This is a genomic window from Leifsonia sp. GW821-FHT13C05 (genome assembly GCF_058806515.1).
Window position 1 is genome coordinate 138310 of sequence record NZ_JBXAPT010000006.1, and the last position, 13504, is coordinate 151813.

12 protein-coding genes are annotated in these 13504 nt (G+C 68.7%); 7 read left to right on the forward strand and 5 right to left on the reverse strand.

Annotation, left to right across the window (positions count from 1 at the left end; all coding sequences use genetic code 11):
* Nucleotides 1–217: 217 nt before the first annotated feature.
* Together AC1ROC_RS16140 and AC1ROC_RS16145 are read left to right on the forward strand one after the other, a co-directional pair.
* Entirely contained in the window at nt 218–2089 is a 1872-nt protein-coding gene (locus AC1ROC_RS16140; RefSeq protein ID WP_493001395.1) for a cell wall-binding repeat-containing protein, read from the forward strand.
* Nucleotides 2090–2147: 58 nt separating this feature from the next.
* Nucleotides 2148–3149: a cell wall-binding repeat-containing protein gene (locus AC1ROC_RS16145; protein WP_493001397.1), complete on the forward strand. Its 1002-nt coding sequence runs from the start codon at nt 2148–2150 to the stop codon at nt 3147–3149.
* A gap of 64 nt (nt 3150–3213) precedes the next feature.
* Here AC1ROC_RS16145 and AC1ROC_RS16150 read toward each other — a convergent pair whose 3' ends face one another.
* The 3 genes from AC1ROC_RS16150 to AC1ROC_RS16160 form a co-directional block, all read right to left on the reverse strand.
* Nucleotides 3214–3963 (reverse strand): ThuA domain-containing protein, encoded by a 750-nt coding sequence (locus AC1ROC_RS16150; RefSeq protein ID WP_493001399.1) that lies wholly within the window; start codon nt 3961–3963, stop codon nt 3214–3216.
* On the reverse strand, nt 3960–5090 hold the full coding sequence (locus tag AC1ROC_RS16155; RefSeq protein ID WP_256922130.1) for a Gfo/Idh/MocA family protein: 1131 nt from the start codon (nt 5088–5090) through the stop codon (nt 3960–3962). Before AC1ROC_RS16155 ends, AC1ROC_RS16150 begins: the two co-directional genes overlap by 4 nt.
* A gap of 125 nt (nt 5091–5215) precedes the next feature.
* Entirely contained in the window at nt 5216–6415 is a 1200-nt protein-coding gene (locus tag AC1ROC_RS16160) for an ROK family protein (RefSeq protein ID WP_493001402.1), read from the reverse strand.
* 164 nt (nt 6416–6579) lie between these two features.
* On the opposite strand from AC1ROC_RS16160, the gene AC1ROC_RS16165 reads away from it, so the two are divergent.
* The 5 genes from AC1ROC_RS16165 (at nt 6580) to AC1ROC_RS16185 (ending at nt 11231) form a co-directional block, all read left to right on the forward strand.
* Complete coding sequence (locus tag AC1ROC_RS16165; RefSeq protein ID WP_434952435.1) at nt 6580–7302, forward strand: sugar phosphate isomerase/epimerase family protein; 723 nt, start codon at nt 6580–6582, stop codon at nt 7300–7302.
* Nucleotides 7299–8408, forward strand: a complete 1110-nt coding sequence (locus tag AC1ROC_RS16170; protein WP_168688672.1) for a Gfo/Idh/MocA family protein — start codon at nt 7299–7301, stop codon at nt 8406–8408. Before AC1ROC_RS16165 ends, AC1ROC_RS16170 begins: the two co-directional genes overlap by 4 nt.
* The gene (locus AC1ROC_RS16175; RefSeq protein WP_493001404.1) at nt 8405–9505 is read left to right on the forward strand and encodes a Gfo/Idh/MocA family protein; all 1101 of its coding nucleotides are present in this window, start codon (nt 8405–8407) and stop codon (nt 9503–9505) included. The genes AC1ROC_RS16170 and AC1ROC_RS16175 overlap by 4 nt, the downstream gene beginning before the upstream one ends.
* The gene (locus AC1ROC_RS16180) at nt 9502–10542 is read left to right on the forward strand and encodes a sugar phosphate isomerase/epimerase family protein (RefSeq protein WP_085371190.1); all 1041 of its coding nucleotides are present in this window, start codon (nt 9502–9504) and stop codon (nt 10540–10542) included. The genes AC1ROC_RS16175 and AC1ROC_RS16180 overlap by 4 nt, the downstream gene beginning before the upstream one ends.
* 68 nt (nt 10543–10610) lie before the next feature.
* Complete coding sequence (locus AC1ROC_RS16185) at nt 10611–11231, forward strand: pentapeptide repeat-containing protein (protein ID WP_493001406.1); 621 nt, start codon at nt 10611–10613, stop codon at nt 11229–11231.
* 3 nt (nt 11232–11234) lie between these two features.
* On the opposite strand, the gene AC1ROC_RS16190 is transcribed toward AC1ROC_RS16185, so the two are convergent.
* Both AC1ROC_RS16190 and AC1ROC_RS16195 read right to left on the reverse strand, forming a co-directional pair.
* Nucleotides 11235–11906, reverse strand: coding sequence for an ABC transporter ATP-binding protein (locus tag AC1ROC_RS16190; protein WP_085371188.1), 672 nt, complete (start codon nt 11904–11906; stop codon nt 11235–11237).
* 19 nt (nt 11907–11925) lie between these two features.
* Complete coding sequence (locus AC1ROC_RS16195) at nt 11926–13479, reverse strand: ABC transporter permease (RefSeq protein ID WP_493001409.1); 1554 nt, start codon at nt 13477–13479, stop codon at nt 11926–11928.
* Between the last annotated feature and the right edge of the window lie 25 nt (nt 13480–13504).

The following is a 13504-nucleotide window of genomic DNA, read 5'->3' on the forward strand; positions in this document are numbered from 1 at the left end:
AGACAATACGCTTAAATCTCCGCGCGTTTGGACGACTGGGAATTATCGCTCACGTCCCGAGGAAAGGATCGAGATGCGTAAGCCCCTGCGATTGTGGCGAGTGAAGTCGGGAGCGGCGGTCGCCGCCATGGCCCTGACCGCAGCGTTGTGTGTTGGGAACACGCCCGCTTTGGCTGACGACGCGCCGGATGCGCCAGCTGCGGCTGAAGGAACGTCCATGAACAGCGAGGAGCCAGGCAGTGGGGCGCGCGCGCACGACGAGGCAACGCGAGACTACGTGGCACGTGATGTGGATACTGGCGAAGGAATCATGGAATCGCCCGTAGCGGCAGCAGCGGACGGCGGGTTCCTCACCTTCCCTCGGGTGACCGACAACGTGTTTCGTTACACGGTGAAGATCGCGGCATCGGCTCGGGGAGAGCAGTACCGTCCTGTTCTGCAGGCGGTCGCCAATGAGTTGCGAGCGGCGGGCCTCGCCGATCTCACCATCGCCGCTGGCCAGTTCGCGCTCCCAGACGGTCCCAAGGTGATACCGGAAACCCACGAGATCTACTTCTACAACGTGGCGACGAACGAATGCGGAGCCGGTGCAGTCGGATGCGGCGGACCGTGGTTCAGGTCACGAGCGCATGATGCCGACGCGATCGCCATCAGCGGGAGGGTCTGGATCTACCCGGTCATCGACGGGAGATCGGCCCAGGAGAAGCATCACGTTGTGGCCCACGAGATCGGTCATGCACTCGGACTACAGCATTTCGATGGGGTCTTTCAGGGCGCGTACCAGGTGATGCATCCGTCGAAATTCGATTCTGCCTCGTACCAAAACGGCGATCGTGCAGGGCTAGCGCATCTGGGACGAGATGAGCGACCGAACGGGACGCTCGAGCCGCTCACGTTCCCGTCGGCCGGGAAGATCCGCGCGACCGGTTGGGCGTTCGACCCGGATCAGACCGAGGCAGGGACAGTCAGGATCACCGTCGATGGGGCGACAGCCAAGCAGCAGGTCACGAATGTGTATCGCGCAGACGTGAACGCGGCACATAAGCTGCCCAACTTTGCGTACCGAGGCTTCGATGTGACGTTCAACGTATCGGCCGGTTCCCACGTCGTCTGCATGACGGTGCTGAACTATCCCCGGGACACGTACACGCCAGCAGGTTCATGTCAGACGGTGACGTCCAAGGGCGCGTTGACCTCGACACGGATCGAGGGCGGCGACCGTTACGAGTCCGCTGCTGCGGTGGCGCGGGCGGCCTTCCCTGTATCGGCGCCTGTCGTCGTCGTAGCTAGCGGTGAGTCTTTCCCCGACGCCCTGGCCTCCGGCCCGGTCGCGGCGAAGCTGGGCGGCCCGCTGCTCTTGACGCAGGGGACCGCGCTGACCGCGCCGACGAAAGCCGAGATCAGCCGACTCAAGCCGAGCAAGATCATCGTCTCCGGTGGAACGGCGTCGATCAGCGACAGTGTCCTGGCCGAGTTGAAGAAGGTGGCGGGGACGGTCGTCCGCGTCTCCGGTGCCGACCGCTACGAGACGTCGCGGAAGCTGGTGTCATATGCCTTCTCGAGTGCGTCGGTGGCGTTCGTCGCCTCCGGGGATACGTTCCCGGACGGACTCTCCGCTGGTGCAGGTGCCGCTGGACGGGGTGCTCCGCTGCTGCTGGTGAGCTCCGGGCCGACCGCGGCGGACGCTGCGACGGCGAGTCTGGCGAAGTCGCTGAAGTCGACGGCGGTCCGGGTCGTCGGAGGCACTGTGGTCGTGTCCACGACCACAGTGAACACGATCAAGGCTGTCGTCTCCGACACGCAGCGAGTGGCAGGGGCGGACCGTTTCCTGACCTCCGTAGCGATCGCGAAGAATTACTTCCCCGCAGCAACTCCTCAAGTGTTCGTCGTAAACGGGCTGAACTTCCCGGACGGGCTGGTCGCAGCGCCGCTGGCTGCAGTGAAGAAGGCGCCCGTGTATCTCTCGCCGGGCTACTGCCTCAACCGCGAAGCACTCACCGACTTGGACCGGCTGGGCGCCTCGCAACTCACTCTGATCGGCGGAACCACGTCCCTCAACGCCGATGTCGCAGCTGGACGTATCTGCTGAACCGGCCGAGTCGAAACTCACCTGAAAGGAAACGATGATGCATAAAATCCCATTCGCCATGGCGACGCTCGTGGGAGCTGTCGCTCTTGCGTTCGCCGCGCCTGCCGCGGACGCTCGGACTCTACCGCTGACACCGACAGTGAAAGAACGATTGGCTGGCGCCGACCGTTTCGGCACCGCTGTCGCCGTGTCGATGAACGCCTATCAGGACACGGCTCCGGTGGTCTACCTTACGAACGGGGTGAACTTCCCCGACGCGCTGTCGACGGGACCGGTCGCAGCCCGGCAGGGCGGCCCAGTGCTCTTGTCGAAATGGGATCAGGTGCCCGATGCGACAATCGCCGAGATCGAGCGACTGTCACCGAAAAAGATCGTTCTCGTCGGCGGGACGTCGGCGCTCGCTCCCTCTGTCGAGAAATGGGCGAACTCGCTCGCTGAGCAAGTGGTGCGGATCGCCGGTTCCGATCGGTTCGACACGTCTCGACGTCTGGCGGAGGAATCCTTCACCGCCCCGGTCTCGACGGTCTACCTGGCCACCGGTAGGGACTACCCGGACGCGTTATCTGCGGGAGCCGCCGCGGCTACGGCGGGCGGACCTGTTCTGCTTGTGGACGGAGACGCGGACCGGCTGGACGCTGCCACCGCGGCGACGCTGGCGAAACTCGCACCGGGAAAGCTGGTGATCGCGGGCGGACCTTCGGCTGTCTCGGACGGAATCCTCGCACAGGCGAAGTCCATGGTCCCCGCCTCGTCCAGGGTGGCAGGCATGGACCGTTTCGAAACCTCGGCCGCGATCGGCGATACATTCGGCGCTGCGAAGCACGGCTACGTCGCCTCCGGCTGGAACTTCCCGGACGCGCTGGTCGGATCGGCCCTCGCGGGAAGGAACGGCGAACCTCTCTATGTCATCCACCCATACTGCCAGCCGGACTCGACCGCTGACAGCCAGAGGATGCTCGGCGTCACCCAGGTGTCGATTATCGGCGGACCGGCGTCGATCGTTGACGCCGCAGCGACGCAATTGTGTTCCCGTGTTGTTTCGTCGCAAGTCTTACCGTAACGAGCACGCACCGGAGCCCGTGCTCATCGGCTCGATGAGCACGGGCGCCGTGCCGCTGACTGACCTAGCGGGGCCACACCCCCGCATCCGGGTTGGACACCTCGGGCACACGCCGCGCGCCCGCCACGGGGGCGGCCCAGCGCACCCCGTTGGCGAGCACCTTCCGCACCTGCGGGTGGAAGTACACCGGGTACTCCTGGTCGCCGGGGCTGAAGTAGAAGATCTTGCCGCGGCCGCGCGTGAAGGTGACGCCGGAGCGGAACACCTCTCCGCCGGTGAACGAACTGATGAACACCAGGTCGTCCGGGGTGGGGATGTCGAAGAACTCGCCGTACATCTCCTGCGCCTCGATCACGATCGGCTGCTCGACGCCCTCGGCGATGGGATGCGTCGGGTTCACGTTCCAGACCAGCTCGCGCTCGCCGCCCTCCGGGTTGCGCCACGCGAGCGAACACGTCGTGCCGAGCATCCGGATGAAGATCTTCGAGAAGTGGCCGGAGTGCAGCACGATCAGCCCCATGCCGCCGAGGACGTGGCTGCGGACGCGCTCCACGACCTCGTCCGAGACCTGGTCGTGGGCGATGTGACCCCACCAGAGCAGCACGTCGGTGTCGGCCAGCACCTCCTCGGTGAGGCCGTGCTCCTCGTCGGCGAGCGTCGCGGTGCGGACGCGGACCTCGCTGCCGAGCAGTTCGCTCAGGCCCTCGGCGATGGCGCCGTGGATGCCCGTGGGGTAGATGGCGGCGATGTCCGGCTGGGTGGCCTCGTGGACCCCCTCGTTCCAGACGGTGACGCGCAGTGCCGACATGGTCATGCTCCCTTCGTGGCCGGCTCGAGCACGACCTCTGCGTTGCGGCGGGCCGACTCGTACGCCGCGTCGATGACGCGGGCGCGGTCGAGGGCGCGCGAGCCGTCGTATTCCGCCCAGTGCGCGGTGTCCGCGACGTGCTCGAGGAACGTCTCGACGACGGCCAGGTGGCCGCGGCCCGGGTCGGCGGCGACGCTCACGTCGGAGGTCGCCTCTCCCTCGCCGGTGAAGATGGTCAGTTCGCCCGCCGGCGCGTAGTCGACGACGCGCAGGTCGGCGCCGCCCTCCGTGCCGTAGAGGGTGATGCCGAACTCGTCGCCCGCCGGACGGTATGCCGCCCAGCTCGTCTCGAGCACGATCGAGCCGCCGCCTTCGAGACGCAGCAGCAGGCTGGCGAGGTCCTCGACCTCGTAGGCCGAGCCGACGTCCTGCTTGTTGCCCGCAGCACCGCCGCGGCCGCGGGTGCCGAGCTCGGAGTGGGTGACGGCCGACACCGCGGTGACCCGCGGCTCGCCGAACAGGTGCAGTGCGTAGTCGAGCACGTGCACGCCGATGTCGATCAGCGGTCCGCCTCCCGCCATCTCGCGGTTGGTGAACCAGCTGCCGAGCGCGGGGATGCCCGCCCTGCGCAGCCAGATCGCGCGTGCGTGGTACGGGCGGCCGATCTGTCCGGCGTCGATCGCGGCCTTGAGCGCCTCGATGTCGCCGCGGCGGCGGTGGTTGAACGCGACCTCCAGCACGCGGTTCGCGGCGTGGGCGGCATCTACCATCGCCTGCGCCTCGTCGGCGGTCCTGGCGATCGGCTTCTCGCTGAGGACGTGGATGCCCGCTTCGAGCGCCCCGACCGCGATCGGTGCGTGCAGGAACGTCGGCACGGCAACGCTGACCACGTCGATGCCGCCGTCCTCGACCAGCTCGTGCCAATCGCGGTAGAGGCGGGTGATGCCGTACTTCTCTCCCAGCTCGGCGCGCGGGCCGTCCTCCATGCCGGCGATGGCGACGAGCTCGACGCCGGGGAGGGTGGCGTACGCCTCCATGTGCTGCTGGCCGGCCCAGCCGAGTCCGATGACCGCGGCCTTGATGGTCGCGCCTGTACCGCCGGTGGTGGCGCCGGTGTTCGTCGCAGTGCTCACGACTGTCCTTCCGATTCGTGTGTTGTGGGTGGTCTTGTGGTGGACGGCGGGTGGGTCGAAACGATTCGATCGCGCCGGGGTGGATGCGGACGGTGGATGCGGGTGGCGGGCGGACGCCGCGGGGCTCAGTGGCCCAGGGGTCTCGCGTACCTGTCGTAGTTCTCGACGGGATCGAGCGCGTGCTGGATGACCATGATCGCCGCCCCGATCACGCCGCCGGTCTCCCCGGAGCGCGACTGCGTGATGGTGAGGTATTGCGTCGCCAGCGGGGTGGACCGCTGGTAGACGACCTCGCGGATCCCGGCGAGCAGCTGCTCGCCGACCCGGGAGAGGCTGCCGCCCACGATGACGAGCGAAGGGTTGAGGAGGTTCACCGAGGTCGCGATGACCTCGCCGAGGTCTCGACCGGCCTGGCGGATCGTCTGCTGCACCGTCACGTTGCCGGTGCGGGCGAGCTCGACGACGTCGTCGCTGGTGCGCGCCGGGATGCCGAGCGCCGTCAGTGTGCGCGCGATGGCCGGACCGGATGCGAGGGCCTCGAGGTCCGCATCCTGAGCGCCGTGGCTGGGGGTGTCTGCACCGAACGGCACGCGCACGTGGCCGAGGTCTCCCGCGGAGCCCTGCGCACCGCGCTGCAGCCGGCGGCCGTTGATGATGCCGGCGCCGATGCCGGTCGCCACCTTGACGAAGAGGAGGTCGGACTGCTCCGGCCAGACGAGGGCGTGCTCGCCGAGCGCGAGCAGGTTCACGTCGTTGTCGACGAGCACCGGCACGTCGAAGGTGCGGCCGACGTATCCGGGGATGTCGAAGCGGTCCCAGCCCGGCATGATGGGCGGGTTCACCGGCTGGCCGGTCGAGTGCTCGACGGGGCCGGGGACGCCGATCCCGATGCCGATGAGGTGGCTGAGCGGTCGGCCGGAGGCGGCGAACAGCTCGTGGGCGACGCCGAGCGCCCAGTCCAGGATCGGCTCCGGCCCGTCAGTGATCAGGATGCGCTTCGACTCCCTGGTCAGGATGTTGCCCGCCAGGTCGGCGAGCGCGACCACACCGTGGGTGGCGCCGAGGTCGATGGCGATGACGATGCGCGACTCCGGGTTGAACCGCACCCGGGCGGGAGGACGGCCGCCGGTCGAGACGTCGTCTCCGGCCGGTGCGACGAGTCCGGATGCGGTCAGGCTGTCGATCCGCACCGCAATGGTCGAGCGTGCGAGCCCGGTCAGCTCGGCCAGCTGCGCGCGCGTGCGGGGGACGCCGTCGCGCAGGATCGCCAGCAGGCCGGCGGCGTCCGGGGCGACGAGCGGCTGCTCACGCACGCTGTCGGTCATGAGGCTTATTGAACCACACCGTCCCCGGACGGAACAAAGTCTGTTTTCCTTCATGTGACTTTTGATTGACATTCGGCAGAAGTCTCGTTTGAATGGGAACGTCGCCATCAGGCGCGCCCTCAATCCACTCGACGAGGAGAAACGTGTCGAAGTCCAACCTGTCCGTGCAGCTCTACACCGTTCGGGAGCTCCTGACCGACGACACCGTCGGCACCCTCAAACGCATCGCAGACCTCGGGTTCACCCAGGTCGAGCCGTTCGCCTTCCTCTCCTTCGGAGACGACCTCCGCCGTGGTCTCGAGGAGGCCGGCCTGTCGGCGCCCACCACCCACCAGGGCTTCATCGGCGGCGACCTGGAGCCCGTCTTCGAGGCGGCCAAGGCGCTCGGCATCGAGACCGTGATCGACCCGTACGTGGCTCCCGAGCGCTGGCAGACGGCGGAGAGCGTCGACGAGATCGCCGCTCAGCTCAACGAGGCGGCAGAGGTCGCCGCCCGCTACGGCGTCCGCGTCGGCTACCACAACCACGCGCACGAGCTCGAGAGCACCATCGACGGCGTCACCGCGCTCGAATACTTCGCGGGCAAGCTCGCCCCCGAGGTCGTCCTCGAGGTCGACACGTACTGGGTGGCCGTCGGCGGGCACGACCCCGTCGAGCTGCTCGGCAAGCTCGGCGACCGCGTCGTCGCTCTGCACATCAAAGACGGCCCAGGCACCACGGAGACCAAGGACCAGGTCGCCGTCGGCCAGGGCTCGCTGCCGATCGAGCAGATCATCGCCGCAGCGCCCGCCGCCCTCCGCGTGATCGAGCTGGACGACTCCCGCGGCGACCGTTTCGAAGCCGTCGCAGACAGCTTCGCGTTCCTCACCTCGAAGGGTCTCGCATGAGCGCGGGCAAGGTCGGCGTCGGCGTGATCGGCGCCGGTGTGATCAGCACCGAATACCTCACCAACCTCACCAGCTTCCCCGACCTGGATGTGCGGTTCGTCGCCGACATCGACGAGGCGCGGGCCAAGGCGCAGGCCGAGAAGTTCGGCATCGCAGGCTCCGGCTCCGTCGCCGACCTGCTCGCCGACGACGACATCGAGATCGTCGTCAACCTCACGCTGCCCAAGGTGCACGTCGAGGTGGCGCTGCAGATCCTGGATGCCGGCAAGCACGTCTGGAGCGAGAAGCCGTTCGCGCTCGACCGCGTCAGCGGCACCGCGCTGCTGGCTGCCGCGCACGAGAAGGGGCTGCGCGTCGCGACGGCGCCGGACACCTTCCTCGGCGCGGGCATCCAGTCGGCCCGCCGCCTGGTGGAGAACGGCACGATCGGGGCGCCGCTCACCGCGCTGACCCTGATGCAGAGCCCCGGCCCTGAGTCGTGGCACCCGAACCCGGACTTCCTGTTCCAGGAGGGTGCCGGTCCGCTGTTCGACATCGGCCCGTACTACCTCACTGCCCTGGTTCAGCTCTTCGGTCCCGTCGCGCGCGTGAGCGCCGTCGCGTCGAAGGCAAAAGAGTCCCGCGTGATCGGGTCCGGCCCGCGCGCAGGCGAGGAGTTCGCGGTCACCGTTCCCACGCACGTCAGCGCCCTCTACGAGTTCGAGAGCGGCCAGACGGCGCAGAGCATCTTCAGCTTCGACTCCAAGCTCGGCCGCACGCAGTTCGAGGTCGCCGGGGTCGAGGGCACGCTCGTCGTCCCTGACCCGAACACCTTCCAGGGCGACCTGATCGTCCACGGCGCCGACGGCATCGAGACGCTGCCGGCCACCGGTTCGACCTCGAGCAGGGGAACGGGCGTGGTCGAGCTGGCCCGCGCGATCCGCGCGGGAGTGCCGGAGCGCGCATCCGGAGAGCAGGCGTACCACGTGCTCGACGTCATGGTCTCGACCATCGAGGCCGGCCTCGCCGGAGCCCCGGTCGACGTGCAGAGCACCGTGCAGGTCGCCCCCGCGCTGCCGGAGGACTGGGACCCGCGCGCTGCCACCCTCGGTCAGGCGGCTGAATGACGGACACGGCTGCAGGGCCGCGGCTGAAGGTCGCGATCGTCGGCGGCGGGTTCATGGCGGAGGTCCACTCCCGCGCCGCCCGCAACGCGCGAGCGGAGCTGGCGGGCATCGTGTCGTCGACGCCGCAGAAGTCGGCGGTGGCGGCTGAGACGCTCGGCATCGAGCGCGCATACGACTCGCTCGACCAGGTGCTCGCCGACGACACGATCGACGTGGTGCACGTCTGCACGCCGAACGCGCTGCACGCCGAGCAGGCGGCGGCCGTGCTCGCGGCGGGCAAGCACGTGGTCTGCGAGAAGCCGCTCACCACGACGGTTCCGGATGCGGAGGCGCTCGTCGCCGCCGTCGGCGACCGCACCGCGACGGTGCCGTTCGCGTATCGGTTCCACCCGATGGTGCGCGAGGCGCGTGAGCGGTTCGCGTCCGGCGCCGCCGGCCGTGTGCTCACCGTGAACGCCTCCTACCTGCAGGACTGGCTGCTCGGCGCCGACGACGACAACTGGCGCGTCGACTCAGCGGCGGGCGGGCGTTCCCGTGCCTTCGCCGACATCGGCTCGCACCTGGTCGACCTCGTCGAGTTCGTCAGCGGAGACAGGGTGTCCAGGGTCTCCGCCACGAAGAAGACCTTCTTCACCGAACGCGCGTCGCACTCGTCGATCACCACCGAGGATGCGGTGGCCGTCGTCATCGAGACGCGGTCCGGCGGCCTCGGCACGCTGCTGGTGTCGCAGGTGGCGCCGGGCAGGAAGAACAGGCTCCTCCTCGAGATCGCGGGCAGCGCGGAGAGCGTCGCCTTCGATCAGGAGCAGCCGGAGACGCTGTGGATCGGCAAGCGGAAGGGCAGCATGCTCGTCCCGCGCGACGCCGATCAGCTGAGCGCAGACGCCGCGCGGCTGTGTGTCGTGCCGTCCGGGCATCCCCAGGGATACCAGGATGCGTTCAACGCGTTCGTCGCGGACACGTACGCGGCCATCGGCGGGGCGGACCCCGACGGCCTGCCGCGGTTCGCCGACGGGCTGAGGGCCGTGCGGGTCACGGAGGCGGTGCTCGACTCCGCGGAGTCCGGCACCTGGATCGAGATGGGAACAGAAGAATGACAGACAGCGCGAACGCCGGCGAGTACGCCAGCACGCATCCGGTGACGCTGTTCACCGGCCAGTGGGCCGACCTCACCCTCGAAGAGGTCGCCCGGTACGCGAGCGAGTGGGGATACGACGGGCTCGAGATCGCCTGCTCCGGTGAGCACCTCGACGTGTGGCGTGCGGCGGAGGACGACGACTACCTGCAGGGCAGGCTCGACATCCTCGACAAGTACGGCCTCAAGGTCTGGGCCATCTCCAACCACCTCAAGGGCCAGGCGGTCTGCGACGACCCGATCGACTTCCGCCACCAGGCGATCGTCGGCTCGAAGGTGTGGGGCGACGGTGACCCCGAGGGCGTCCGTCAGCGTGCGGCAGAGGAATTGAAGCTCACCGCCAAGGTCGCGCGCAGGCTCGGCGTCGACACGGTCGTCGGCTTCACCGGCTCCAAGATCTGGCCATACGTCGCCCAGTTCCCGCCGGTGCCCGCCGCGGTGATCGACGCCGGGTACCAGGACTTCGCCGACCGGTGGAACCCCATCCTGGATGTGTTCGACGGGGAGGGCGTGCGCTTCGCCCACGAGGTGCACCCGTCCGAGATCGCCTACGACTACTGGTCGAGTGTCCGCTCGCTGGAGGCCATCGAGCACCGTGAGGCGTTCGGCTTCAACTGGGACCCGAGCCACATGATGTGGCAGGACATCGACCCGGTCGGCTTCATCGTCGACTTCAAGGACCGCATCTACCACGTGGACTGCAAGGACACGCGGCTGCGCCCGAAGAACGGTCGCGCCGGCGTGCTCGGCTCCCACCTGCCGTGGGGAGACCCGCGCCGCGGCTGGGACTTCGTCTCCACCGGCCACGGGGACGTGCCGTGGGAGGACTCCTTCCGCGCGCTCACCTCCATCGGATACACCGGACCCATCTCGATCGAGTGGGAGGACGCGGGGATGGACAGGCTGCACGGCGCCAAGGAGGCCGTCGGCTACATCCGCTCCCTGCTCTGGAAGCAGCCGACCGCGTCGTTCGACGCCGCGTTCAGCAACCAGGACTGACCCCGTCTCAGCTCCATCCCACCGGCCGTCGGCGCGCAAGCGTCGGCGGCCGGTGCTTGGATGGGGTCATGGTCGACAGTCGAGAGAACGCCAGAACCCCCATGACCGAGACCACGGTCAGAGGAGAGGACTGGTACGGCCGCGACCTCGACGGCGCCGAGTTCGAGCGGGTCGAGTTCATCGACGTGGACATGACGGAGCTGACCAGCTCCGGCGCGGTATTCACCGAGTGCACCTTCCTCAACGTCAAGTTCAACGTGAGCAGCCACACCGAGTCCGCGTTCGTGAACTGCACCTTCACGCGCTGCAACTTCTTCGACACCACCTTCACCAGGTGCAAGCTCACCGGCAGCCAGTTCGACGGCTGCGACTTCGGCATCCTGAAGGTGGACGGCGGCAACTGGTCGTTCGTCAGCCTGCAGAAGGCCGAGCTGCGCGGTGCGGACTTCACCGGCGTGCGCCTGCGCGAGGCCGACCTCGGCTACGCCCGCTGCGTAGACGCCACCTTCGCGGGCTGCGACCTCTCCGCCGCGTGGTCGGAGGGAGCCGACTTCAGCGGCGCGACGCTGCGGGGGAGCGACCTCACCGGCCTCGACCCGCGCACCACGACCCTCCGCGGCGCGATCGTGGACGACCGCCAGGCCGTCGCCCTCGTGGAAGCGCTCGGCCTGGTGGTCCTGCCGTCCTGATCGTCAGGCGACCTCTTTCACCTGCCCGTGCTTGATGTGCAGCCGGCGCTGCGCCCGCTTGGCCACCGCAGAGTCGTGGGTGACGATCACCAGCGTCAGGCCGCGATCGCGCCAGAGCCCTTCGAGGAGGTCCATGATCTCGTCGCGGGTCTCCTCGTCCAGGTTGCCCGTCGGCTCGTCGGCGAGGAGAACCCCGGGGTTCTTCACCAGGGCGCGCGCGATGGCGACGCGCTGCTGCTGACCGCCGGACAGTTCGGACGGCAGGTGGCTGCCGCGGTCGGCGAGCCCCACGGATGCGAGTGCCTCTGCGGCCCGGCGCTTCCTCTCCTCTGCGCTCACCTTGAGCGGAGCGAGCGCGGTCTCCACGTTCTCCTGCGCCGTCAGCGTCGGGATGAGGTTGAAGCCCTGGAAGACGAACCCGATCTCCGTGGCCCGGATGGCGGTGAGCTTGCCGTCGCCGAGACCGGACAGGCTCGCCTTCTCCAGCTCGACCGATCCGGTGGTCGGCCGGTCGAGGGCGCCGAGCATCTGCAGCAGGGTCGACTTGCCCCCGCCGGTCGGTCCCTGGATCGCGACGAGCTGCCCATCCGGGATGTGCAGGGTCACGTCGTTGAGGGCGACCACCTCGCGCTTGGACTGCGAGTACTTCTTGGTGACGTTCGTGAGTGTGTACACGTTCTCTCCTCTGGATGGCTCAGGCGACGGAGCGGAGGGCGGCCGCTGGACGGAGACGGGATGCGCGCCAGCCGCCGATGGCTCCGGCGAGCAGGCCGCCGATGACGGCGAGGCCCACGGCGATGACGATCACCCAGACGGTGACCGGGGCGTGCAGGGCGATGTCCGTTGTCGCGTTGGCAGCGGCCGTGCGGGCGCCGGCGAAAGCGCCGCCTCCGCCGAAGCCGCCCCCGCCGAAGCCGCTCCCCGTGCCACCGGTCCTCGCGCCTTCGCCGGTCCTGGCGGCCGCCTCGACGACGGTGCTGCCGACCCGGCCGGACAGGGTGGGCGAGACGATGTTGACGATGAGGACGCCGATCAGGCCGACGGCCACGCCGATCACACCGCCGATCAGGCCCTGCACCACGGACTCGCCCGCCACCTGGCCGACGATGCGGCCGTTGGACCAGCCGATGGCCTTGAGGGTGCCGAACTCACGGGTGCGGCGCGTGACGCCGGAGATCGTGAAGAGGATCGCGATGAGGAAGGCAGCGGCGAGCACGATGATCGACAGCCAGGTTCCGAGGTTGGCGATCAGGTCGCCCGCTGTTCCGAGCGAGCCGGAGACACTGGATGCGAGATCCGCCTGGGTGCTGACGGTCGCCTTCGGGAGCGCCGCCGTCAGGTCCGTCTTGATCTGGCCGATGTCGCTGGCCGACGACGCCGTCACGTAGACGGAGCTGATCTTGCCGGTCTGGCCGGACAGTTTCTGGGCGACGTCGAGCGGGATGTATGCGTTGGCCGCCGTGGTCGAGTCGCTGCCCGTGGCGGCGACGATGCCGACGACCTTGAAGTCCGTGCCGCCGATGGTCACGGTGTCTCCGACCGCCTTGCTGCCGGTCTTGGCGTACGCCTGGTCGAGCACGACCACGTCCTTGCCGGCGTCGGACGCCGTGAACGCGCGCCCGCTGGACAGCGTCACCGAGGAGAGCGGGCCGACCGACTTGCCTGCCGGGTCGAGTCCGAGCACGGAGAAGGAGTCGACGCTGAACGAGCTTCCGCCCGCTCCGTCTGCGCCGCCGGTCGGTGCGGGACTCGGAACGGCCGCTCCTCCGCCTGTGCCGCCGGCCTGTCGCTCCTCGCGCAGCTGCTGGAAGTTGGGGAGCGTGCCGGAGAAGCTCGTGTTGGTGAGCGAGAGCACAGCCGCAGCGGCCGAGATGTTCTGGACCTTCTTGACCGTCGTCAGCGTTGTCGCATCCATCACCGTCGCGCCGCGGGTGGGTTCGAGGCGGGAGGTGTTCACCGTGCGGCCTGCTCCGGTGTCCGTTCCCGCGCCCGCGCCGAAGTCGAACCGCGGACCTCCACCCTCGGCCTGGCCGGTGGTGGCGCTCTGCGCGGTGGCCGGTTCGCTGACGGTGATGTCCGTGCCCACGCCGTAGACCGACTGGAGCACGCTCGCCTGCGCGGCCTTCACCCCGGCCGAGACGGAGTTGACGATGATGACGAGCGCGATCGCGAGGGCCATGCCGACCGCGATGATCACTGTCTGTTTGCGGCGATTGATGAGCTCGCGCCGCAGATAAGTCCCGAACATTGTGCTTCCGTCTCTCTCGGGTCGG